We start from the raw sequence: 22,013 nt of genomic DNA, 5'->3' as shown, positions 1-22,013 counted from the left end.
TTTCTGCTGCTATCCCCTGATAACACTCACGTCTAACGGCGTTTGCATCATCAGCGACCAACAGCGGAATTGATTGGTTTCGCACGCTTTTGATTCGCAACTGTTCGATTTTCAAGGACCAGTTTTTTCTTGCCCGTTCCCCGGGCGGAATCTTATAATATCACGTTCCACCTAGCATTTCAACTGGTATTTTCAAGCATTTGTTCATTTTTGCTTGAAAACCTTTTGAATGCACGTGTAACTGGAGCCGATGGCCGGACTCGAACCGGCGACCTATTGATTACGAATCAATTGCTCTACCAACTGAGCTACACCGGCAACAAAAAGCCGCCGTATTCACGACGGAATTGCATTTTAACAATTAGGCCCGAAGAAGTCAATGGTATATTTACCCTTATGTCGTTGCGATCAATTTTGCGCCCAATCATTTTTCACCACCAATAAGAATCCGCCCCTTACGACAGGGCGGCCCCTTCTTTTCTTCTCCAGTGAAGCGCCATGTACACCGTCAAGGCGGCGCCAACAAGCAATAGAGCAGCCAGTACAGTAAAGATAGGTTCGATGCCCACCAAGTCGGCAATCTTCCCGAGCACAGTGACACCGACGCCACCCATGCCGATGGCAAAGCCGATGATCAGCCCTGAGACGGTGCCCAGGTGGTTGGGCATCATCTCCTGACCGATGACGATGGCTGAGGAAAAACTGGAGAAGAGTACGACCCCCAGCACAGACAGGATAGCCTGCAGGACGAAACCATCTGTATAGGGTACGAGAAAAACGAGGGGCATAGAGATGAACAGCGACAGGAAGATCAACCGGCGGGCGCCGAAGCGGTCAGCGATGGGACCGCCCGAAAGCGTACCGATGGCGCCGACGATGAGAAAGTAGCTAAGCAGGTTCGCGCCTTGGTCTTTTGTTCCATGCAAGATGTCCACAAAGTAGAGCGGCACGTACGTCGTCAGCCCTGCTGTCACCCAAGAACGGATGAAAACGATGGCCAGCAGTGTGACCAGGGGTCCTGTAAAGGCAAAGGGCGCCACAGGAAGTGTATCAGGATGAGCCGCAGCGGACTTCGAAACCGCCGAAGCTGCTGCGGTTTGCCGCGCTGTCGACGTGGATACGTTCGCGCGGCTCGCTGCGTGTAAACCAGACATGCTCTGTGCGAGCATGTAGGCCATGGCGATCGTGATCGGCAAAAAGCCGACCAATCCCGGCAATCCCCACCCCTTGTAAAAGAATCCGGCCAGCAGGGGACCGATGCCGAAACCAAGATTGCCGCCGACGGAGAAGATCGAGATGGCCGACGCTTTTCCTTTACCGGCCACCACCTGGGCAGCCTTGTAGCTTTCCGGGTGAAAGGCGGCCACACCCAAGCCGGATAAGAGAAAGCCGGCCAGGGCCATCCAGAAATTCGTCGACAAACCGGCCAACGCCATCCCCGCTCCGGCAAGCACCGTACCCAATGGCATCAACCATGTTGTGCGATAGCGGTCGCTGAGCACCCCAAAGATCGGCTGGATGACTGATGAGGAGACGTTTCCCGCCAGGATGGCGATCCCGACCAGGAAATAGGATAGATCATAGTGGTCCTTAAGGAAGATAGCCACCAGAGCCATGGCGCCCTGGTTTAAATCGGTCACCAAGTGACCAAGGCTGAGGAGTAGGAGCTTTCGATTTTGCTGGATCCACTGCCACGATAGGTTCATCTGTAAAATCTCCGTTTCCGCCCCGATTACCAAAGATGCGACTGGATGTCCACAAATGCTACTATAACACCCGGATTGCCGGAGTCAAACCGTAAAAAGGTCCTTCTTGCACCCAATTACACGATTATCGTCGATTGGCTCAACGGTATCCACAAAATTAGACAGGACACAAAACAAAAAGAAGGAGACGGGCAGTTATTCTTCCGTCTCCTTCTTTTCCTTACTAAGTTTTGTCTCCGCTACAGTATACGCCACTGGAATTCCCGTTCGATTTTTACGACTTCCCACATCGGCCCTGAGAATCAAGCACATACATGCCGTCTTTCATGAGCAGGCAGTCACCAGCCCGAGCCTCCTCAGGGATGCGATGCCGAGGAATCGTCATGATTCCGTCATCGGTCTTAATAAAGGCTTCGTTCTCACCGATGCCGTCCAAAATTACACGCATCATACGCCCATCACTCCGTCTAAAAAGGTTGCGGTCACTCGCAAGCCTTCCCGCCACACCCGACTATCATACATATCGTCTCATATCGACTCTTAGCAGACAGTCAATCTACAGTAATCATCTCCTTTAAATCGGCATACTTTTTCGGACCGATTCCGGGGACATTTTGCAGGTCCTCTGTGCGCTGGAAGGGGCCCTTTGTCTCCCGGTACTGGAGGATCTTCTGGGCGGTCGAAGGACCCACACCGGGCAACCGGTCCAACTCGGCCGCGTCAGCCTGATTGATGTTGATTAAAGCGCTCACGCCGGCCTGTTTCGACGAACTCCCCCCGCTTTTTATCAACCCTTGTCCGGAACTGGCGGCAGCGGTCACCCGATTGTTCCCCTCGCCGCCTTCCCCCTGTCGAGAGGGGACAAGGACCTGGCGACCGTCTGTCAAAGACGCTGCCCGGTTGAGCCCTTCCACATCGGCGTCGGGAAGGGGTTCTGCCAGCCGGATGGCGTCTTCCACACGGCTGCCTGCGGGCAGGCGGTAGACGCCCGGTTTACTGACGGCTCCGGTGACATGAACGGCAATCTCCTTCTCCGCTTTTGCCCCGTTCCGGTTTGTCCCCTGCTCCCCACCGGAAACATTCGCCCTTGCTGCTGGGAGGATTTTTTGTTCCGGCGACGTTTGGGAATAGAGCTTCGTGCCCTGAAGCCCCATGCCGATCACCAACAAGACCAGCAACCCGCCGAGAATCGCAAATAACCGTTTCGGATTCTCCATCATTTCGTCACCCTTTTTCTGCTTTTTAGCGTTCCAGGTTCGACACTAGAAAATCCTTTTCCTCCCATAAATTCATTTTATATGTATTTTTTTCTTGCAAAAAAACCCCGGTGTCCTTTTTATGACACCGAGGCTTCATTAGGGCTTGTCAGGGCTGCTATGGGCCAACACATCATGTCACGGCAGAGAAACCTGATGGTCATAGACCATCTTGGAGACCTGCGCCAGCGTTTCGTTCGACGCCGCCTCCCAGGCGTTTTTGCTGTAGAGCGAGATGATATAGGGACGGTTGTTCGCGAATACAATGCCCATGTCATGGATGCTGTCATTCAACGAGCCGATTTTATGGGCGACCACCGTTCCGTTAGGAAGTTTGGCCGGAATCCGTTCATTGAAAATGGTGTTTTGCATCGCACTGAATATCTCGCCGCCTAGTTGGGGATAGGCATCCTTAAAGACGAGCAACGCGCCTAGGTACTTGCCCATGTCGCACGGCGTCGTGATAAAATAGCCGTTGGCATCTGAACCGGTCACATTAGCGCCGAGAGAGCGCATATAATTGTTCACATTCTCCCGTCCCAGGTAGTCAAGGAGCATGACCCAGGCTACATTATCGCTGTAGACGATAGAGAGCCGGCCCAGTTCGCGCAATGTGTACTGGCCGCCATAGGGCTTGGTCTGCAGGATGCCTGTGCCTTGGCGGTAGTACTGCGACGTATAGGTCAGCTTGGCGTCCAGATCAACCTTCCCTTGGGCCGCCAGGCTGTACAGGTACATGACCGTGGGCACCTTGTGGGTGCTGGCGGTCCGGTGGATCTCGTCGCCGGCGATATCCATTTTGGCGCCGGAGGTCAAATCCTGCACATAGAGATTTACCTGTCCGGGCCGAGTGTTCAAGTAACCCTGGATCTTCTGTTTCAGGGGACCGTAATTGGGGAGGGATACTTTTTTCACCCCAGCGCCAAGGGCAAAATACCCATCCGTCGTCCGAACCGTGGCGATGTGACTCACACCGTCCCAACCGAGTTCAGCGCCAAACACCTGCCCGAACAGGGTGAGCGGCACATACAGGCGTTCACTCGAAAGGTATGGCGCAAAAGCTAATTGAATCGTCTTTCCATTGGCAGAGGCCCAACGGTTCCCCGTCTCAACGGTCACCGCCGCGCCTCCCTTCATCACCGTCATAGCCTGGGTCGTTGGATTCCAGTAGACAGTCATGCCAAGGCTTTCGGCTACACCTCGGAAGGGAACGGATGTCTCGCTGTTCTTGGTCTGGACCGGAGGCGTCGTTTGAACCAGATTGCCGTTGATGGACAGAGAGATCTCCGGGTAATTGGCCGCCGCCGGTTCAGCTACTGCCATACCGAATAGCATCACTGCAGCGACGAAAAGGACTGTCAACCCCCATTTGCTCGTGAGTCGCATTTTTCCACCCCTTCAATAGTGTTAATTGCCGCCCATTCTGGGGTGCACAATGCACTATTGTAAAAGAGGCAGACCTGATGTGTCTACAAGCAGATAATGGTTATATGATGAGTATGCTTAATGTTTAAATAACCATCCAATCGGCGGTTGGACTGGTTCCGCTTGAACGGTTATGTTAAACTAAAAGCACTATGGAGAAGAACCTTTCGGAAAGGAAGAATGCCATGATTCACGAAATTCATTCATCCAACAACCAGGTATCCGTAACACTGGCGGGAAGTATTCTCGTCACTGACGCTGCGGAACTGCGGGAAAAGCTGCTCAAATATGCAGATAAGCAGGGTGTTCTGTTTCATATTGATATGCAGCGCGTTGAGTTTATCGATAGTTCCGGTCTGGGCGTTCTGGTGACTGTATTAAAGCGGAGCCGGCAAAGCGGCGGCGACGTCATCATCAAAGGGATCCACGGCGTTGTCAAAGAGGTTTTTGAATTGACGCGCTTAAATCGGGTTTTCCAAATCCAGTCCTAACCGATTCGTTTCTGTCAGATCCACCTTAACGCTCGGATGCACTTGCGTAATTATCGAGTTTCATTCTCCCCCGGACCTAGTTTGTTTCAACGTCACATATGGTTCCCTTTTTCCCCCTGAATTTCCGAAAAGAAACCCTTGTCTCTATGTGACAAGGGTTTTATAATGTTTTGTGCATATTCACGCTTTGAACTTTTTCTAGAAAGGTCCAGTATTTGTCCAATTTCTGATAATCACCCTTTGCCGGCTTTTTATTTTTCTACCCTCTCTGCTCTCTTCTTTTGCTGTGAAAAAAATCGCGCAATCATTATTAGGAGGTACCTCAGATGCAACCCAAATTTGAAACAACAGTGCAACTGCTGCGGCATGAGGTGCTGACTCATGTGGCCAAACTGGCCATGGAAAAAACGCTCGATCAGCATAGGGACCTCATCCCCTATATGATCGTGCAAGGCAAAAAACCGCGTTTCCGCTGCTGTGTCTATAAAGAGCGAGCCGTCCTCAAAGAACGGGTGATCCTGGCCTGCGGCAATGATGTGCGCGGTTCCTCCGGCATCATTCAGGTCATGCAGACAGCCTGTGAAGAATGCCCTGTAGAACGGTTCACCGTGACGGAAGCTTGCCGCGGCTGTATCGCCCACCCTTGCATGGAAGCCTGTCCTGTCGGCGCCATCAGCCAGATCAACCGCCGGGCCATCATCAACCAGGAAAAATGCATCGAATGCGGTCGCTGCCGCCAAGCTTGCCCCTACGGCGCTATCACCGATACACAGCGTCCTTGCATTAAGGCCTGTCCGGTCAAGGCCATTTCCTACAGCGAAGACAAACTAGCCACGATCGACCAGAAGAAATGCATCAACTGCGGCCAGTGCGCTTACCGCTGCCCCTTCGGCGCCATCTCGGACAAGTCTTTCATCACCCAGGTCATCGGCACATTGCAGGCGAAAGACCGTCCCGTGTACGCTGTCCTCGCTCCGGCCGTGGTGGCGCAGTTTCCTGAGGCCAATCTGGGCCAGATCCGCACGGCTTTGAAGCAGATCGGCTTCTTCGATGTGGTGGAAGCGGCCCTCGGCGCTGACATGATCGTCCCCGAAGAGGCGAAGGAACTGGAAGAAAAGATCCATGCAGGCTCTTTCCTTACCACCTCCTGCTGCCCGGCCTTCTATGACATGGTGGATAAGCACTTCCCCGCCCTGAAGGGCAACGTGTCGACCACCGTCTCCCCCATGATCGCCGCAGCCCGCTACATCAAAGCCAAGGATGCCAATGCAGTCGTCGTCTTTATCGGCCCCTGCATCGCCAAAAAAGCGGAGATCACGCGCGAGTCTGTCGCCGGAGCCGTCGACTACACCCTTACCTTTGAGGAACTGTTCGCCCTCTTCCATGCCACCGGCATCGACCCGGCTGAGTGCGAATCCAATCTCCGGGAAGAAACATCCCCCTTCAGCCGCGCTTTCGCCCGTTCTGGCGGCGTGACCGCTGCCGTCGTGCAGTCGCTGAAAGAAGCTAACAAGCAACTGGAGGTGCGTCCGGTAAAGTGCAACGGCGCTGAGGAGTGCATCAAAGCGCTCCGCCTGGCCAAAGTGGGCAAGCTGCCGGAAAACTTCATCGAAGGCATGGTCTGTGTCGGCGGCTGTATCGGTGGACCGGCTGCACTGAACCATAGCGCCAAAGCCAAGGCGATGATCGACAAGTTCAGCGCTGAAGCACAGGTAAAAACGATCCGAGAAGCCCTCGAACCACTCGATGACAGTGACGTTGACCTGCACAGCCACCCCAGCCATTCCTAAACAGAGAGTGAACGTCCGGAAAAACCAAAAAAAGACATCGATAAAACAGTCAACAATGATGAAGGCTTGATTTGGGAAGGCCGGCGAGGATGTGCCGGCCTTCCTTTGTTTCGAGTGCGGCGGAACTTTGCAATCGGTCATTTGATTAATTGTTGAAATATATTGTCTTTTTTCGTGAAACATCTTACAATGTATTTAAACCTTAACATATTCTTAACAGAAGAAAAGGGAGGCGTTGAACATGTTGCTCGAACTGGTAATCGCGATGATGGTAACTTTGCTGCTCTTCGCTAACCTTAAGCCGGCGCCTCATGTTTGACTGCCGCTCGGACTTCGGTCTGAAGCGGCAGTTGTTTTTTAAAAGAAAGAAGCCGCAGCGCAAAGCGTGCTGCGGCCTGAGACACAATATATCAAATGGAAATCAGAGTCGCTTAACCGACGAGGACTTTGCCAGGGTTCATGATGCCGTTGGGGTCCAGTGCCTTCTTGATGGTCACCAGCACCTTGCGTTGGGCATCGGTCATGTGCTTGTCCATGGCCTGGGCGCGCTTGGCGCCGATGCCGTGTTCACCGGACAGGTTGCCGCCGAGGGCATAGACTTCTTCGTACAGTTCGTCGAGGACGGCGTACTTCAGTTCATGCCAGGCGTGATCGTCGCGGTCTTCGCGCATGATGGTGCAGTGGATGTTGCCGTCACCGGCATGACCGGCGCTGGGGATCTTGCACTCATACTTGGCGGCGATGCGCTCAATGGCCTCGATGGCTTTGGGGATATTGGAGACGGGGACGACGATGTCTTCCATGCAGTAGACGGGGCTGATCATCCGGATGGCTTCGGCGTAGCATTTCCGGGACTTCCAGATCCGCTCCTGGGTGGACATGTTGTCGGCCACGAAGACTTCCAGGGCGCCGTTTTCCAGGGCCAGTTTGCCGATGGTCTCATAGTCGTCCTGGACCTGCGTTTCCGAGGTGCCGTCCACTTCGCAGATAACATAGGCGCCGGCGTCGCCGTAGGGCAGCTTCTTGTTCAGGTACATCTCCGCCGATTTGATGGAGAGGCTGTCCATGAACTCGAGGCAGGTGGGGATGATGCCGGCGGTCATGATCTTGGGAACCACCTTGATGGCGGTCTGCATATCGGCGAAGGGGATGAGCAGGTCGGCCACATACTTGGGCAGGGGCATCAGTTTCAGCCAAACCTTGGTGACGATCCCCAGGGTGCCTTCGGAACCGACCATCAGGTGGACGATATCATAGCCGGTGACGTCTTTGACGTTCTTGCCGCCGAAGGTGACGATCTCACCGTCAGGCATGACAATTTCCAGGCCGTAGATGTGGCGAGAGGTGACACCGTACTTGACGGCCTTGTTGCCGCCGGCGTTGGTGGCCACGTTGCCGCCGATGAAGGAGGAGTCAGCCGAACAGGGGTCGCCGGCGTAGAGCAGGCCGTGTTCTTTGGCCGTCTTCTGAACGTCGCCGGTGGTGACGCCCGGTTCGCAGACCATGAACAGGTTTTCCGTGTCCACGTCGAGGATCTGGTTCATCTTCTCCAGCGAGAGGACGATGCCGCCTTGCAGGGGAACAGCGCCCGCAGCCAGGCCGGAGCCGGCGCCCCGCGGGGTGATGGGGATCAGTTCACGGTTGGCCAGCTTGACCACTTCGGAAACCTGCTGGGCGTTTTCCGGTTTGACGACGACTTCGGGCATCTTTTCCCAAAGCTTGTCGGAAACTTCGTCCTTGGAGTACATCTCGATCTTTTCTTCGTCGATGAGAACGTTGGCGTCACCCAGGAGGGTGCGCAGTTCTGCGACGACGCTATCAGTCACTTTATTGAATTGCATTCCTCTACACCCCCTGCTTACGCGTTGGCCTTCAAGTTTTTGAAGGCTTCGATCATCATGGGAACGACCTCGAAGACATCGCCGACGATGCCGAAGTCGGCCACTTTGAAGATCTGGGCTTCCGGATCCTTGTTGACGGCCACGACGACTTCGGACGTTTGCATGCCAGCCAGGTGCTGGATCTTGCCAGAGAGGCCGAAGGCGAAGTAGAGCTTCGGCGCAACGGTCTTGCCGGAGAGGCCGATCTGGTGCGGGTAGGTGGTCCAGCCCAGTTCAACGGCGTCACGGGTGGCGCCGACGCCGGCGCCGAGGATGCGGGCCAGCTCTTCGACCATCCGGAAGCCGTCGGCGTTCTTCATGCCTTTGCCGCCGGCGACGATGACGTCAGCTTCTTCGATGCTGACTTCCTGGGTGGTGTCCTTGATATATTCGAGGAATTTTTCGGGGGTGAAGAAGGTCGCCCCTTCGTATTCCTTGACGATGACTTCGCCGGTGCGGGCAGCGTCGAAAGCGGCCGGCTTGGCCGACTTGGGACGGACGGTGGCCATCTGGGGACGATGGTCCGGCGTCTTGATGGTGGCCATGATGTTGCCGCCGATGGCGGGACGGGTTTGCAGAAGGAGACGGGTGTCAGCGTCAATGGTCAGTTCGGTGCAGTCAGCCGTCAGACCCGTTTCCAGCATGGCCGCCACGAGGGGCATGACGGTCCGGCCGGTGGTGGTGGCGGCAGCGACGATGACTTCCGGCTTCAGCTCTTCGCAAAGCTTGGTGATGGCTTTGCTGTAGGGACGGGGCAGGAAGTTTTTCAGAACGGCGTCTTTAATGAAGAAGACCTTGTCGGCACCGCGCTTGACGACCTCTTCCAGGCCCTCGATCTCGTCGCCGAGGAGGACGCAGGAGAGTTCGCAGCCCAGGTCGTCGGCCAGCTTGCGGCCGCGGGTCAGCAGTTCGTAGGTGACCGTCAGGATCTTGCCGTCTTTCTGTTCGCCGAAGACGAGGACCCCTTTATATTGCGAGAGCTTCTGCTCTTTTTCCACGTTTGCGTTGACGTACGTCGACATTCTTTTCCCTCCCCCTTAGATGGCTTCCTTGCCGGCGAGAAACTTCATCATTTCTTCGACCGGCCCGGTGGTGCCGTCAGCTTTTTTCATGATCGTGTCGCGGGACAGCTTGGGGCTGAACACCTTCACGACCCGGGTCGGCGAACCCTTGAGACCCAGTTCAGCGGGCTCGAGGCCCAGTTCAGCGGGGCCGTAGACGGGAACAGCCGTTTCCTTGGCTTTCAGCTTGCCTTTGAGGGTCGGGAAACCGGGTTCGTTGATGTCTTTGTTGACGGTGGCCATAACCGGGAAGGGGATCTCGACGCGCTCGAAGCCGCCTTCGACGGTCCGCTTGACGATAACGCCGCCTTCTTTGACTTCCACGCCGGAAACATAGGTTTCCACGGGGATGCCCAGGTAGTAGGCGATCATGGCGCCCGTCTGACCGGTTTCACCGTCGGTGGCGCGTTCGCCGCAAAGGATCAGGTCCACATCGCCCACCTTGCGGATGGCAGCGGCGATGGCTTTGGCGGTGGCGATGGTGTCGGAGCCGGCAAAAGCGCGGCCGGAGATCAGCACGCCGCCGTCGGCGCCCATGGCGATGGCTTCTTTGATGGCTTTCATGGCCGATTCGGGACCCATGCTAACTGCGGTAACTTTCACATTCTCGTGTGAATTTTTGATGCGGATGGCCTCAGCCAGGGCGTTTTCGTCGAGCGGGTTGATAATGGTGTCTTTCCCGCTGCGAATCATGACGCCGGTGACGGGATCCATCTTCACGTTGTCTGTGCCGGGAACCTGTTTAACAAGCACGACAATGTTCACCGTTTTGCACCCCCTGCAATATTTGAAACCTGTTGTTTGGTTCATGTGGACGTAAACCACAGTTCATCTCAAGCATTTGAGGGCCGGGTGGCTCGGTGGTCAGACCGTGTATTGGCGCAAAAAAAGAGTGCATGGCCCTGGCATGCTGCTTGTGAATGAGGGGCTTACCGCAACGCACATGAAATGTATTCTGTATGTACTCATTATAAAGCAAAAAAGTCCGACGTCTAATATTTTGTGAATTAAAAATATTCGGAAATATTATTTTTTCGTTGTGAAACTTTTCACTGCGGCTAAATAGTAGAACCCCGGTGCTCCGGGGTTCAGCCTGCTTCTATATTCATCGGCAGCCACCGCAACAGGAGACGGTTCAGGTCCTCCCGATTCAGCGGCTTGGGCAACGCATCATCCATGCCCGCCCCGGTATAACGCTCCTGATCGCCTTGCAGGGCGAAGGCCGTCATGGCGATGATGGGCGTGGCTCCACCGGCGCCCTTTGCGTGAGCGCGGATCCTTTCTGCAACGGTAAAGCCATCCTTTTCATTGTTCGAATAATCTAGGAAAATGAGCGCGTAATCGCCGGCGGCGGCGGCGCAGACCGCCTCCTCCCCGCTCTCAACGGCGTGAACGGTGAGTCCGAACTTTTTGAGTTGGAGCAAGGCCAGTCGCCGGCTGACGGGATTCTCCTCGACGAGAAGCACCGGTTTGTCCGTCCGGATCGCCACACCCTGTTGCGCGATGACTGTTGCAGGCGATTCTTTTTTCGCTGCCACATTCTCGTCGGCAACATTGATGGCGTCCGTTATACCGGTTCCGGTAGGGCCATACTGTTCCAGCGGTATGACAAACCAGAAGGTAGATCCCCTTCTCTCCTTACTTTCAAAACCGATGCGTCCGCCCATCAGGTCCACAATCCGTTTGGCAATGGAAAGCCCTAGACCGGTGCCGCCATACCGGCGGGTCGTCGATGTATCTGCCTGGGTAAAGGGCTGAAAGAGCTTCCCCTTTGCCCTGTCAGGGATGCCCACTCCGGTGTCAGCGATCTCGAAACGGACCCACGGGTTCCATGGGGCGATGAACCGCCAGGGTTCCCGAACACCGGTAGTGTCGGACTGCCGCCAGAGTTCCGGATGTTCCCGCGAAATGCGCACCGACACCTGGCCGGTTTCAGTGAACTTGACGGCGTTGCCAAGCAGGTTGAAAAGGACCTGCCGCAACCGCACCGGGTCTCCCTTTACGAGCCGAAGGTCTTGCAGGTCGATCTGGGAGACAAAGCGCAACCCTTTTTCCTCGGCTTTACCGGAATAGACCTGCAGCACGTCGGTGAGCAAGACGGTCAGATCGAACTCCACATTCTCCAGGTTCATCTTTCCTGCTTCGATCTTGGAGAAGTCTAGGATGTCGTTGATGATCGTCAACAGCAGGTTGGCCGAATTGATGACCACATCGGCGTAATCGCGCTGTTCCGGATCCAAGGCGGTTTGAAGAAGGAGTTCTGTCATGCCGATGATCCCGTTCATGGGGGTACGGATTTCATGGCTCATCGTGGCAAGAAAATCGCTCTTCGCGCGGTTAGCCGCATCGGCGGCTTCCTTCGCCTCTTTCAGTTCATCGTTTAACCGTTGCACCTTTTCCAGTTGCTGCTTCAATTCCAATTCCCGCTGCTGGAGCATGACCAGCGCCTGGGCAAGTTCCCGGTTTTGCTGTTTAATCTCGTCCAGGGCTGTCTGGGGCTTTTCTTTTTCCAAGGCCTCGCGCCAACGAGCGACAACAGGCGTGGAGACGCGCGGCAAAGCGGTTGGGATGACCTTGGCGAGGCGCACCTCCGTCTCCCCCGGCTTATCCTCTACGGTAAAGAAATCGACCAGGTTTTCATACCGGAAAGGACCGGGCGCCTGGGTCAAACGATTGCCGGGAGCGTCTCCGGCGGTGAAGAACTTTTCCCGTCCCCGGATGATGATCTGGAGGTACTGCCGGTTATCCCGTTCGAGCAGGTTGAATTCGACCTTGCCGCCGCCGCAGAGGAGCAGGCTCCGGAGAATATCTGATAAGGCGCTGATCAGACGGGTCCGGTCATGATCGCCGAGTCCGGCCAAGGAGGCCACATCGCGGGCTCTCTGGCGGACTTGAATAATATCCGGTTCAAATTGGACATCCGATTGATTGATGACAATTCCATTCATGTCTAACACCCTTGCCGGACAACAACGACGGTGACATCATCATTGCCACGAAAAAAGTCTCGGTACAGGACGGCTGCGACCAGTGTGGGAAGACGTGTCAGCAGACCCGGATAGGCGGTGTGGTCCCACCGGGACGTGAGCCCGTCGGAATGCATGACCAACAGAGCCTGTTCCGGCCAGGGATAGGTGTTCTCCTGGAACCGCCCCGGATTGAGTCCGACGGTTCCATTATAAGAGAGGCAGCCGGCACTCCCCTGAGGAGACAGAATCCTCCCGGCAATATTGCCGACACCGGCATAGATGACCTTACGCTGGACCAAGTCGATCGACGCCAGCGCCATCGCCGCTCCTCGAGTATAGCGCATTGGGGCATCGATGGAACGGATAAATTGAGCCGGTGATGGGGTCGCCGTTTCTCGAAAAAAGCGCACCGCATCCAAGGAAGCCGCTGCTGCCTGCGACCCGTGGCCGAGCCCGTCGGTGACGAGGATCTCTCCTCCGCCAACACTGAAACGGACTGCCCAGCCATCACCACAGACGTTTTCTCCTGGGAAGGGCCGCATGATTGCCCCAACCTCCAGCGAAACCGCCGCAGGCTGCCATCGCCGTTCAAAAATCCGAGCCACGATCACCGTTCCCTGCTCGGGCCGTGTATAGATATCAAAGACCTGGGACAGGCGGCGGATGGCGCCGAGACCGTTTCCGACGGTGCCTGCCGTGGAAACGCCGTCAAGCAGCATGTGCTGGAGGTTCTCGATACCCGGTCCCTTATCGAGACTGATGATCTCGATGCCGAAACAGTCACCCGCTTCAACGGCCGCCATCAGGATCTCTCCGCCTTCGGTCGTATGCTTCACCAGGTTGCTGGCCAGTTCAGTGGCCACGATGGCCACCCGCCCGGCGTCCTCGGCGCAGAATCCGATGGAAAATGCCATTTCGCTGGCGGCGCGCCGGACCTCGCCTACTTGGCTTAGCTCAAGGACCTGATACCACCGGTGATGCTTCATGCGCCTCCACCTTTCTTTCTGCTACATCCAGCGCACGATGACGATCTGAGTTCCCTCGTCGACCCGAGAAGAGATAAAAAAGTCGTTGACGAGCCGCTTCGCGCCCGGCAGGCCATGACCAAGCCCGTTGCCGCTCGTATAACCGTCCTGCATCGCTAGGTCAAGATCAGCGATCCCCGGCCCCTGGTCTTCGAAGGTTATCTGCAATCCCCGGCGCCCCTGCGCCTCCACCTGTTCGATGAACACCGTTCCGCCGCCGGCGTAATCGAGCATATTGCGCGCCAATTCACTGGTGGCCGTCATCAGCTTGGTTTGATCCAAACGATTGAAGCCGAGAAAGGTGGCGTGGTCACGCACCCGCTGCCGGACGGCCACGATCTCCTGGGCGCATGTGACAGGGAAACGTTCACGCTTTGGTATCAATGTCATGGGCCATCTCCCGAACGAGCCCCAACCGGGAACGCAACAGTTCCATGCCTCTTTCCACATTCAGGGCCGTCAGCACGCCGGGGAGATCCAGTCCCAGTTCCACCATGGTGATGGCCACAGCCGGTTGCATGCCGACGACGACCGTCTGGGCATCCATGAGACGGGTGACGGCAGCGATCCCGCCGAGCATGCGGCCGATGAAAGAGTCCACCATATCGAGGCTGGAGATATCGATCAAAACGCCCCGGGCGCCTGTTTTGCTAACCATGTTCGTCAGATCATCCTGCAAGGCCATGACCAGGCGATCGTGCAGATCCACCTGGATCGTGACCAGAAGGAATGGACCCATCTTCAAAATGGGGATCCGTTGCATGCTCCTTCCCCCTAGCCCTTGCCGGCGGGCACGACCGTCAATTTGCGCATCTCATAAGCCAGCCGGAGCGCGCCGGCGAGGGAGGCTCGTGTCTTCACCATGGACAGATCGACGCCCAACTGCACGATCGTCTGGGCGATTTCGGGACGAATACCGCTGATGATACACTCGGCGCCCATCAGGCGGGCGGCGCTGACCGTCTTCATGATGTGCTGGGCCACCAGGGTGTCGACCGTCGGCACGCCAGAGATGTCCAGGATGGCCACATCGGAATTGGTGTCCTGGATCCCCCGCAACAGATTTTCCATGATCACCTGGGTCCGCCCGCTGTCCAAAGTGCCGATCAGGGGCAGTGCCAGGATGCCATCCCAGACGCGGATGACAGGCGTGGAGAGTTCCAGCATCTCCTGCTGCTGGCGGATGATGATCTCCTCCCGCGCCCGGGTGTAACTGTCAAAGGTGATCAGGCCAAGCTTGTCCAGGACTCGTGACAAGGGAATGAACTCCTGAACGAAGACGTCTATCTGATTGTTGAGTTCGCTCTGAATCAGACGGATCAACACTTCTTTCAGGCTGAAGATATAGTTGGCCGTCTCCGTGGGGCTGAACCCCTGGTGGCTGCGGGAGACGGAGATCTGAACGAGCATCCGTCTGACAGGCTCCCATTCGTGGCGGTTGAGGTCCTCCACATTCCCCGATGCGACAGCGGCGACGAAAGCGTCAACAAACTCCTTTGACTGCCGGTACAGGTCCTGGGAGGTCATCCGATCCAATCGAAGAGACAATTCGGAGACCTGTCCTTCCATCCAGATCTGCAACAGCTTTTCCTTTCTTTCCATCAGTAGGCGGGTTATTTGGGTCGCCATCCTACTCTTCCTCCTGTCCTAGTTCGAACAAAATCTTTACTTTCATTATAATTCTACCCTTTCCGCTAAAACCATTCTTTTTTTCCTAGCGAGAAAAAAACATCCACGGGAGAGTACCTTGACAGGAGTGAAAAGGACCCTTTTCCCAAGACACTCCGCGTGGTACGCTAATGAAGGCGCCATCCTACAGGTCTCATTTCATGAATGAGCATCAATACCCTAAAGGCTGCCCTGCTTAGCCTGAACGACATCCTTTGGACAAGTCATCATGCAGAAGGAGATGAGTTCCATGGTCCAAAAAACAAACGCCGCCCGCCTCCTCGATCAACTGAAGATTACCTACGAATTGATAGAATATGAAGTCGATGAAGCAGGCCTTTCCGCCGTCTCGGTAGCGAAGAAAATCAACCTTCCTATTAAACAGGTCTATAAGACGCTCGTCGCCCGGGGGGACAAGACAGGCGTCATTCTGGCCTGCATCCCTGGAGACTACGAACTGGACCTCAAAGCACTGGCTTCCCTGAGCGGCAACAAAAAGGTGGACACGGTTCCCTTAAAAGAGGTGCAACCGTTGACCGGTTACGTACGCGGCGGCGTTTCCCCGGTGGGAACGAAAAAAAAGTACCCCCTCTACGTGGACGAGCGGATCGAGTCGGTGGAGAGAGTATCGATCAGCGCCGGGGTGCGCGGCTGCCAGATGGTCCTCTCCCCTGCCGATCTGCTGCGCGCAACCGGAGGGCGGTGCGGGAACATCTCGAGGTCGAATTGAATATATTTATAATGAAACACCGCTTCCGGGTCTTCCGACCTGAAAACGGTGTTTTTCAGTCTGCAGGCGTTCCGTGAATACCCCCTCCGAATCGTCGAACAAAGACCTCCTCGTAAATACAACTTCGCAAAATAGATGTTATGTAAACTGCCGAGAAAAAGAATGATAAAGAATATAAAACCATTTTTTGGAATACTTATTCATGGTAACATTTAATTATTGGTCCATTCACACGTCCCTCAAGCCGGTCGTAGATGCGAAGGAGGGTCCACCCTTGCTGAAAACGCAAGCCTTTCGCTTTGTCCGGGTCGAACAGTTTTTTGAAGGCTGCGTCTCCTGGAACAGCCTTGATTCTGTCATCGGTGCAGCCTTTGACGGACAAAAGAGCATCTCCCTTTTTTTCCAAAGAGCCGATGGCAAGACCTGCGTCATGTTGCTCCAGTTCCCCCGCATGGATACATTCCGGTTGCGTTTTGGACCGGACAAAGAAAAGCCCGAAGACTACCCCAAGTTCAACACCCGTTCCATCGTCACGGATACATTTTCCGATTTGCACCGGCTGATGGAACCCTTTTCTGTCGACGTGGATATGAAGTCCAATATTCGCGCCTTACATATCATCACTAAGGACAGCCAGAAAGTCCCTTATATGAAGCTCGTCGTCCAGTACTCTCCTTTCAGCATCACCGCCTACAAACTCGACCCTGACGGCCCCTTCCCCGTTTTGTCGACGGCGACGCCGGCCATCTACTACACCGAAAACGGCCTGGACGGGTATTCCGTCATCCAGTCCTTCCAAAAACGGGCCACCGCCAAGTTCATCGGATTCGGGGAACATGGGGGCCTCGATCTTTCGAAGAACACAGCCCAACTGACCTTCTTCAACTATGACAACATGCGCTACCGGCAGGTGTACAACCGAGGTCCCCTAGAGAACAGAGAACCCCTCTATCACTCGGATCCCTTTTTCATGGAGTTCTTCGGCGTTCCCGACAAAGAAAATGTGTGCGGCTTCTTTATCGACAACCCCTCGCAGGTCTGCATGGACATCGGCTTTTTGAACTCCAGCCGGTACATGTTTGGCAGCCGCTTCGGGGATCTGGACTATTACTTCTTCCTCGGAAGAAACTGCTCCGATGTGCTCGACGCCTTCACCTCCCTGGTCGGGAAAGCCCGGTTAAAGCCGCGCTACGCCCTCGGCTACCACCAAGGGCGCTATGGCATGGAAGATCGCAACGCGGTAGAGACGCTGGCAAGGGAGTACAGGGAGTATCAAATCCCCATCGACGGTCTGCATATCGATGTCGACATTCAGCGGAAACATAAAACCTTTACCATCGACCATGAGCGATTCCCCGCCCCGAAGGAGATGTTCGCCGGTCTGCGCAGCCTGGGCTACAAGTGCAGTACAAATATCACCCCCATCATCAGTAACCAAGATCCCGATGAATCCGGCGATCCCGATCACCCCAGATACGACACCTATTACAGCGGGAAGGAAAAGAACTACTTTGTCGTCGATAAGCGCATTCGCGCCGACAAACCTGACGCAAAGACCTACTACTGCTATCAGGGCGGCGAGGAACACTCCTATACCCTCGATTCGGACGCACCCTTCAACGACGGCGCTCCTTACATCGGCGAAGTCAACTACGGACACGGCGGCACCACGGGAAACTATCCTGATTTTGGAAAGAGAGAGGTCCGTGACTGGTGGGGGGAACAATACCAAACCCTCTTCGATATGGGACTGGAAATGGTCTGGCAGGACATGACGACCCCCTGCATCGACAAATCGCGCGGAGACATGCTTGGCTTTCCGTCGCGGTTGCTGGTGACCGACGACTTTACAAAAGCCTATGACCCTGAAGACAGCACATCTCTCTACCAGGAGAGTCCCGCCTTCACGGTATGGAATCTCTACTCCTACAACCTGCATAAGGCCACCTATCACGGGTTAAACCACCTGCGAGGACGGGAGAACAAACGCAACTTCATCATCGGACGGGGATGCTTCTCTGGCATGCACCGCTTCGCGGCGCTCTGGACCGGCGACAACGCCTCCGAATGGGACTTCCTGCGGATCAACGTAGCCCAGGTGCTTTCCCTGGGGCTGACCGGGCAGGCGATCTGCGGTCAGGACATCGGCGGATTTGAGCCGAAGGATAACGAACAGTGGGCAGACCCTGAACTGCTGATCCGCTGGACCGCCGCCGGCGCCTTCCTCCCCTGGTTCCGCAACCACTACATCGCCAAAGATAACATCAAGCTGTTTCAAGAGCCCTACGCTTACCAGCAGCTCGTCGACGCAGGAAAAGTGGCGCCCAATGAAGCGCCGATCTATTCGAGCGTTCTGCCGGTATGCAAATACTACATCGAACTCCGCTACCGCCTGATGCAACTCTTCTATGACGCCATGTTTGAAAACACCTTGAACGGCATGCCCATCTGCCGCCCCCTCTTCCTGACCGATGAGCAAGATGAAGCGCTCTTAAACGACAAGCTTGTCTTCATAAACAACCAGTTCATGGTGCGCAATGACCTGTTAATCGCGCCGGTTCTGGAAAAACAATCCCAAGAAAACAGCTTCGGCAAAAGACAGGTCTATCTCCCGGCGGGAAGCCGCTGGTACAGCTATATGGACAACCGGCGACCGCTGCAAGCCTCCGTGGAAGGCGGAACGACCATTGGGGATTTCGACGCCTCCATCAACGCCGACTCAAACCATATCGGTTTCATCGTTCCCATGTATGTCCGCCACGGCGCCGTGATCCCCACCATCGAACTGGAGCAGTATGTGGGTGAACGCAATGAAAAAGGACTGCCCAACCCGATCACGCTGAACATCTACCCCGGTGCTGACGGCGAATACACCATGTATCTCGACGATGGGGTCAGCCGTTCCTCGGCGCCTGCCGGCGATCCCAACTTCGGCGCTGATCCGCAGGCCAAGAGCGAGTACCGGGAGACGCGGATAACCCACCGTTACAACGGCAGGGGCAAGCGGCTGGTGCGCATCGAGCGGCTTCATGACGGATACACACCCAAAATGGAGAAGCACTTCTTCGTCGCCATCCTTCACGATCCGGCGGAGGCGGCAGGCGCGAACGGGTGTCTGCGCAGCGTGACGATCGGCGCTTCTGAACTCCCCTGCCTCACCTACGGTTCCACGCAGCAACGGGCGTCGCAATTGTCCACTGCTGGAGAGAATGGGTGGTACTATAATGAGGATCTCCGGATCAGCTTTATCAAGGTTTTCGATGTGAGCGCCTTGATCGAGATGGAACTGGTTTATAACGAGTAATTCCGTAGGGCGACGTATTGATACAAAACAGCAGGCGACATTCGACCCCCACCTTGTGCGAGGTGGGGATTTTTCGTGGCGTCTGTCATTTTCGTTTCACTCGCAATGTTAAACATACGTTAAACGTATGTTGTTTTTTTGTTAAGCAAATTCGTTGACTATGTCAGGGTATTTTTGTAAGATCGAGTTATATATAAAAACTCAGTAAGTGAGATAGAGGTGGAGTGGCAATGATTAAAGGGAAAGATTTAGTTGACGCTTTTATAACCATCGGTCCCTATCTTTCGAGGATCATCTCGAAGGACATGATGTTCTGTGTCACCGACAGGGAGAAGTTTTTAGCCTATTTCCCTGGTGAGATCATCGATGTTAAGCAGAACACCGGCGCGACAGTCCCCAAGGAGGATCCCATCCACCTAGCCATGGATACCAAACAGGTGATCGTCGGAGTCGTGCCTCGTGAAGCCTACGGATTTCCCTTCAAAGCGACGGTAACGCCGATACTGGATGACGACGAAAATGTCATCGGCTGCATCGGTGTAGGCTTATCGATGGAAACAGAAGACCGATCGATTCACCTGTCCAATGAGATCAACTCCTTTATGAGCGATTTGCACCAAAACATCGAGCAAATCGTCACCGCCTCGGAAACGATAAAAGGCAATGTGAATGAACTGACGAGTCGCATTCAAACCATCTCCGAATCGGTGCAACAGATCAATAAAGTCCTCGGTTTTATCTCCAAGATATCGGGTAAGACAAAAATGCTCGGCATCAATGCCTCCATCGAGTCGGCCCGCATCGGCGTAGAAGGTCGAGGGTTCCAGATCGTCGCCGAGGAGATTCGCAAGCTCTCCGATGAGTCTCAAAAGACGGCGAAATTGATTCAGACGCTGACGAGCAATATCACCGATGGGATCAAAACATGCGCCGATAGTGTGAGCCATTCGCTTGAATCGACGGAGAATCAAAACGAGATTTTGCAGAAGATTACCTCAACGATTCAGGAACTGAGACTGATGTCCGGGGAATTGGCGAAGGTGGCGGGTTCTTTATAATTGTCCCTGGCGAATATGATCAAAGCATCAATAACTACGGGCATCCTTTCATCTCAAAAGACGCACTATTGTTTGTTTTAATAGGTGAATCAATGAATAGAAAATAGCGGTTAAGAGACGCCGTCTCTAACCGCTATTTTTGTAATGAATCATCACACTGGGGGGAGTGGGAGTGATCTATTTCAAACACGGCTTATCTAGTTTTTTTATCATATTCGTTATCGGTATGATCCTAATCAAAATAGCCAAGGTTAAATTATATAAACTTGAAACAATTGGAGACCGCAAAAAATTTATACCGTATTTGATTTTATTTTTATATTTATCACTTTTTAAGTTTGCTTTTATGTCATCCATATTCGGGGAACGTGTTTCATGCCGGATTGATTGCTCTCTATTAAATGAGATCAAATCAAATAAAGACTTTTTTACTTCTAATGATTTGAGGGACGCCGGAATACCTCCTTCTTTTAGATCCAATTCAGAATTCGATATAGGCTACTCAGAGATCACAGGAATTGTAGAAGAATTTGATAGAAACGGCAGTGTGTTCTATTTGTATAGGAGCCGTGAGGATGCATTAAAAGAATACAATAAGAAAGTTCAGTTTGCTCGCCTATTTCCTTTGAATCCATTTATGATTCAAGAACTGAGGGATAGGCCGAACTATCAATTTTTGTCGATTTACACCACAAATGAACGAGACTTGCCGTTGTTTCGGATGACCGATGTTTATTCAAAAGGAGCAGCTTTGCTAGTGAATAATCTATTGGTTATTATTGCAGTGCCTGAAGAATGGAGAGACCTTGATTCCAATATTGTTGTGGATAATTCTATTATTCGTGTTCGATCTTGGGCTGACATTCCTGCACCCGTCTTGAATGAAAGGCTGAGGGATGCAGTAGATATAATAACTGCGTTGAACTCCGCCAACGGCTGATCCAATCTTCTATGATTCCTATGTAAGGTCTTCCCGCTTTGTTGGACATAACTTAGTATGACTTAGTATGACTTAGTCGGCTGCAGGATAGCTTGATTTCCTAGCGTTTTCGTTTCAGATGGGCGGTGCCTGGGAATCGCGCTTTGAAGCGCTTGAATGCCAAGTTCTTTGGTCATTGTGCTACTCAGTACCCAATCTACAATTTCTAGCGAAATAGATCCTTGATGGTAACCAGAAAATCCCAACTTTTATCCGTAATTACGAGGAAAAAATTAGCTAAGAAAATATGTATTTAATCGGATAGGAGTGGTCTGATTAACCCACTCCTATCACACAAAAACGAGAAATTTTAATTAATCTACTACAATAGGAATTGAGAAGTGTGTATTTCCTGCTGTTGGGTCCATAATCCAAAAGTTTGATTCGAAAGAATAATTACCCTTTATCAAGGCAGTTGAATAATTAAACGCTACTTTACCCTCTTTATATGCACCGGGACTAATATTAGTAAAATCATCACTCTCAAATGCAATTGCCTCATATTGTTTTCTTGTACCGTCTATAAAGGACATATTTTTAAATACAGCCACTTTTACATCTTTGTCTGACTGGTTATCGATATAAAAATGCACAATCAATCTGTCTTTCCCTAACCCAATATTGGTAATACCGAATTTAATCTTATCCTTATATCTAGTTACATATTTATT

19 protein-coding genes and 1 tRNA gene are annotated in these 22,013 nt (G+C 53.7%); 6 read left to right on the top strand and 14 right to left on the bottom strand.

Features of this window, described 5'->3' with window-relative positions:
- Positions 1-242: 242 nt before the first annotated feature.
- The 5 genes from GTO91_RS16550 to GTO91_RS16530 form a co-directional block, all read right to left on the bottom strand.
- A tRNA-Thr gene (locus tag GTO91_RS16550) sits at positions 243-318 on the bottom strand.
- A gap of 137 nt (positions 319-455) precedes the next feature.
- A complete protein-coding gene (locus GTO91_RS16545; protein ID WP_161259842.1) occupies positions 456-1,706 on the bottom strand; it encodes an MFS transporter in 1,251 nt (416 codons plus the stop codon).
- Positions 1,707-1,980: 274 nt separating this feature from the next.
- Positions 1,981-2,157, bottom strand: coding sequence for a hypothetical protein (locus GTO91_RS16540; RefSeq protein WP_161259841.1), 177 nt, complete (start codon positions 2,155-2,157; stop codon positions 1,981-1,983).
- Positions 2,158-2,257: 100 nt separating this feature from the next.
- Positions 2,258-2,923: a ComEA family DNA-binding protein gene (locus GTO91_RS16535; protein ID WP_161259840.1), complete on the bottom strand. Its 666-nt coding sequence runs from the start codon at positions 2,921-2,923 to the stop codon at positions 2,258-2,260.
- A gap of 177 nt (positions 2,924-3,100) precedes the next feature.
- Entirely contained in the window at positions 3,101-4,348 is a 1,248-nt protein-coding gene (locus tag GTO91_RS16530) for a serine hydrolase (RefSeq protein ID WP_161259839.1), read from the bottom strand.
- Between the two features lie 224 nt (positions 4,349-4,572).
- On the opposite strand from GTO91_RS16530, the gene GTO91_RS16525 reads away from it, so the two are divergent.
- On the top strand, positions 4,573-4,878 hold the full coding sequence (locus GTO91_RS16525; protein WP_161259838.1) for an STAS domain-containing protein: 306 nt from the start codon (positions 4,573-4,575) through the stop codon (positions 4,876-4,878).
- A gap of 326 nt (positions 4,879-5,204) precedes the next feature.
- Positions 5,205-6,668 (top strand): 4Fe-4S dicluster domain-containing protein, encoded by a 1,464-nt coding sequence (locus GTO91_RS16520; RefSeq protein WP_161259837.1) that lies wholly within the window; start codon positions 5,205-5,207, stop codon positions 6,666-6,668.
- A 431-nt stretch (positions 6,669-7,099) separates the two neighbouring features.
- On the opposite strand, the gene GTO91_RS16515 is transcribed toward GTO91_RS16520, so the two are convergent.
- From GTO91_RS16515 to GTO91_RS16480, 8 genes are all read right to left on the bottom strand, one after another.
- Entirely contained in the window at positions 7,100-8,509 is a 1,410-nt protein-coding gene (locus GTO91_RS16515) for an FAD-binding oxidoreductase (protein ID WP_161259836.1), read from the bottom strand.
- 17 nt (positions 8,510-8,526) lie between these two features.
- Positions 8,527-9,570, bottom strand: a complete 1,044-nt coding sequence (locus GTO91_RS16510; RefSeq protein ID WP_161259835.1) for an electron transfer flavoprotein subunit alpha/FixB family protein — start codon at positions 9,568-9,570, stop codon at positions 8,527-8,529.
- A 15-nt stretch (positions 9,571-9,585) separates the two neighbouring features.
- Positions 9,586-10,374 (bottom strand): electron transfer flavoprotein subunit beta/FixA family protein, encoded by a 789-nt coding sequence (locus GTO91_RS16505; RefSeq protein ID WP_161259834.1) that lies wholly within the window; start codon positions 10,372-10,374, stop codon positions 9,586-9,588.
- 323 nt (positions 10,375-10,697) lie between these two features.
- Positions 10,698-12,557 (bottom strand): ATP-binding protein, encoded by a 1,860-nt coding sequence (locus GTO91_RS16500; RefSeq protein WP_161259833.1) that lies wholly within the window; start codon positions 12,555-12,557, stop codon positions 10,698-10,700.
- Positions 12,558-12,559: 2 nt separating this feature from the next.
- Positions 12,560-13,564 carry an ATP-binding SpoIIE family protein phosphatase gene (locus tag GTO91_RS16495; RefSeq protein WP_161259832.1) on the bottom strand — a complete coding sequence of 335 codons (1,005 nt, stop codon included), beginning with the start codon at positions 13,562-13,564 and terminating at the stop codon, positions 12,560-12,562.
- Between the two features lie 21 nt (positions 13,565-13,585).
- Positions 13,586-13,993 carry an anti-sigma regulatory factor gene (locus GTO91_RS16490; RefSeq protein ID WP_161259831.1) on the bottom strand — a complete coding sequence of 136 codons (408 nt, stop codon included), beginning with the start codon at positions 13,991-13,993 and terminating at the stop codon, positions 13,586-13,588.
- The gene (locus tag GTO91_RS16485; protein ID WP_161259830.1) at positions 13,971-14,366 is read right to left on the bottom strand and encodes an STAS domain-containing protein; all 396 of its coding nucleotides are present in this window, start codon (positions 14,364-14,366) and stop codon (positions 13,971-13,973) included. The genes GTO91_RS16490 and GTO91_RS16485 overlap by 23 nt, the downstream gene beginning before the upstream one ends.
- Before the next feature lie 11 nt (positions 14,367-14,377).
- Positions 14,378-15,232, bottom strand: coding sequence for an STAS domain-containing protein (locus GTO91_RS16480; RefSeq protein WP_161259829.1), 855 nt, complete (start codon positions 15,230-15,232; stop codon positions 14,378-14,380).
- Between the two features lie 289 nt (positions 15,233-15,521).
- Here GTO91_RS16480 and ybaK point away from each other — a divergent pair, with 289 nt between their 5' ends.
- The 4 genes from ybaK (at position 15,522) to GTO91_RS16460 (ending at position 21,303) form a co-directional block, all read left to right on the top strand.
- Complete coding sequence (gene ybaK, locus GTO91_RS16475) at positions 15,522-16,001, top strand: Cys-tRNA(Pro) deacylase (RefSeq protein ID WP_161259828.1); 480 nt, start codon at positions 15,522-15,524, stop codon at positions 15,999-16,001.
- A gap of 274 nt (positions 16,002-16,275) precedes the next feature.
- Positions 16,276-19,305, top strand: a complete 3,030-nt coding sequence (locus tag GTO91_RS16470) for a TIM-barrel domain-containing protein (protein WP_235919665.1) — start codon at positions 16,276-16,278, stop codon at positions 19,303-19,305.
- Positions 19,306-19,535: 230 nt separating this feature from the next.
- Positions 19,536-20,363 carry a methyl-accepting chemotaxis protein gene (locus GTO91_RS16465; RefSeq protein ID WP_161259826.1) on the top strand — a complete coding sequence of 276 codons (828 nt, stop codon included), beginning with the start codon at positions 19,536-19,538 and terminating at the stop codon, positions 20,361-20,363.
- A 172-nt stretch (positions 20,364-20,535) separates the two neighbouring features.
- Entirely contained in the window at positions 20,536-21,303 is a 768-nt protein-coding gene (locus tag GTO91_RS16460; protein WP_161259825.1) for a hypothetical protein, read from the top strand.
- Between the two features lie 353 nt (positions 21,304-21,656).
- On the opposite strand, the gene GTO91_RS16455 is transcribed toward GTO91_RS16460, so the two are convergent.
- On the bottom strand, positions 21,657-22,013 hold a 357-nt coding region (locus GTO91_RS16455; RefSeq protein WP_161259824.1), incomplete at its 5' end, for a hypothetical protein.

The sequence above is a fragment of the Heliomicrobium undosum genome (assembly GCF_009877425.1).
GTDB lineage: Bacteria > Bacillota > Desulfitobacteriia > Heliobacteriales > Heliobacteriaceae > Heliomicrobium > Heliomicrobium undosum.
The sequence above is the reverse complement of the archived record's forward strand: the minus strand, read 5'-3'. Positions and strand labels throughout refer to the sequence as shown.

Coding starts and splice junctions, on each gene's coding strand:
- ybaK (WP_161259828.1), top strand. CDS start 15,522: ATGGTCCAAAAAACAAACGCCGCCCGCCTCCTCGATCAACTGAAGATT.
- GTO91_RS16500 (WP_161259833.1), bottom strand. CDS start 12,557: ATGAATGGAATTGTCATCAATCAATCGGATGTCCAATTTGAACCGGAT.
- GTO91_RS16465 (WP_161259826.1), top strand. CDS start 19,536: ATGATTAAAGGGAAAGATTTAGTTGACGCTTTTATAACCATCGGTCCC.
- GTO91_RS16480 (WP_161259829.1), bottom strand. CDS start 15,232: ATGGCGACCCAAATAACCCGCCTACTGATGGAAAGAAAGGAAAAGCTG.
- GTO91_RS16545 (WP_161259842.1), bottom strand. CDS start 1,706: ATGAACCTATCGTGGCAGTGGATCCAGCAAAATCGAAAGCTCCTACTC.
- GTO91_RS16540 (WP_161259841.1), bottom strand. CDS start 2,157: ATGATGCGTGTAATTTTGGACGGCATCGGTGAGAACGAAGCCTTTATT.
- GTO91_RS16530 (WP_161259839.1), bottom strand. CDS start 4,348: ATGCGACTCACGAGCAAATGGGGGTTGACAGTCCTTTTCGTCGCTGCA.
- GTO91_RS16520 (WP_161259837.1), top strand. CDS start 5,205: ATGCAACCCAAATTTGAAACAACAGTGCAACTGCTGCGGCATGAGGTG.
- GTO91_RS16525 (WP_161259838.1), top strand. CDS start 4,573: ATGATTCACGAAATTCATTCATCCAACAACCAGGTATCCGTAACACTG.
- GTO91_RS16515 (WP_161259836.1), bottom strand. CDS start 8,509: ATGCAATTCAATAAAGTGACTGATAGCGTCGTCGCAGAACTGCGCACC.
- GTO91_RS16510 (WP_161259835.1), bottom strand. CDS start 9,570: ATGTCGACGTACGTCAACGCAAACGTGGAAAAAGAGCAGAAGCTCTCG.
- GTO91_RS16485 (WP_161259830.1), bottom strand. CDS start 14,366: ATGCAACGGATCCCCATTTTGAAGATGGGTCCATTCCTTCTGGTCACG.
- GTO91_RS16490 (WP_161259831.1), bottom strand. CDS start 13,993: ATGACATTGATACCAAAGCGTGAACGTTTCCCTGTCACATGCGCCCAG.
- GTO91_RS16535 (WP_161259840.1), bottom strand. CDS start 2,923: ATGGAGAATCCGAAACGGTTATTTGCGATTCTCGGCGGGTTGCTGGTC.
- GTO91_RS16495 (WP_161259832.1), bottom strand. CDS start 13,564: ATGAAGCATCACCGGTGGTATCAGGTCCTTGAGCTAAGCCAAGTAGGC.